Genomic DNA, 1,138 nt, shown 5'->3' with positions numbered 1-1,138 from the left:
GCCGAGGCGGCCGGAATGAACCCGCCCCACGGCTGCCGCATGGGCATCTGCCATACCTGCAACACCACGCTGGTGTCCGGGTGTGTGCGTGACCTGCGCACCGGCGAGGTACTGAACGAAGCTGGCAGCATTGTACAAACCTGCATCTGCGCCGCCGCCGGCGACTGCGAACTGGATTTGTGAGGGAACAATAATGAAAACCCATCAATACCCGGTCGACCTGACCGACGAACAGATCGAAGAATTTGGCAACGAGCTGGAAGCCATTCGCAACGAGGTGTTTGATTCCCGGGGCGACCGTGACCGGGCCTATATCCTCAAGGTGATCAAGACCCAGCGCACCATGGCGGTGAGCTCCCGCTTTGTGATTTACCTGTCGCTGTTTTTCATTCCCGCCTGGGGGCACGCGCTGGCAACCTGGCCAGTGGCACTCACCCTCATGGGCCTGGGCGTGTTCGCGCTCGGCATCGCCAAGATTCTGGAAAACATGGAAATCGCCCACAACGTGTTGCATGCCCAGTGGGACTGGATGAAGGACCCGGAAATCCAGTCCAACACCTGGGAATGGGACACCATGAGCCCCTCGGACCGCTGGATGCATTCGCACAATGTGGTGCACCACACCTGGACCAATGTGCTGGAAAAAGACCTGGATGTGGGCTACGGCATTATGCGGGTGACGCCCATGCAAAAATGGAAGCCGGCGTTCTTGCTACAGCCAATCTATTTCATTTTGCTGATGCTGCTGTTCGAGGAAGGCGTGGCCGTTCATGAACAGGCCATTGATGACCACCTGAAAGGCAAGAACAAGCTGAAGGATTTCACGCCGCTGTTAAAACGTATCGGCTACAAGGTATGGCGTCAGGTGGCCAAGGATTACATCGCCTGGCCGCTGGCGGCGGCGCTGGTGGCGATCCCGATTTCCTTCTATGTGCCCTTCTCGCCCCTGCTGGTGTTCGGCATGGTGGCCGGCGCCAATGCGGTGGCCAACCTGATCCGCAACATCTGGGCATTCACCATTATCTTCTGCGGGCACTTCCCCGCCGGAGCCCACAACTTCACCCTGGAACAGGTGGAAGGCGAAACCCGTGGTCGCTGGTATCTGCGCCAGATGCTGGGTTCCTGCAACATCGAGGGC

Annotated in this window: 2 protein-coding genes; both read left to right on the top strand. The window is 58.7% G+C overall.

Annotation, left to right across the window (positions count from 1 at the left end):
- Nucleotides 1–183 (top strand): 2Fe-2S iron-sulfur cluster-binding protein (locus tag A3730_RS29970; protein ID WP_369819120.1); only part of this gene is annotated, 183 nt, incomplete at its 5' end.
- A 10-nt stretch (nucleotides 184–193) separates the two neighbouring features.
- The coding region (locus tag A3730_RS24325) for a fatty acid desaturase (protein WP_063539157.1) at nucleotides 194–1,138 on the top strand (945 nt) is incomplete at its 3' end.

It is taken from the genome of Alcanivorax sp. HI0044, from assembly GCF_001634945.1.
This window is presented reverse-complemented; position numbering and strand designations above follow the sequence as displayed.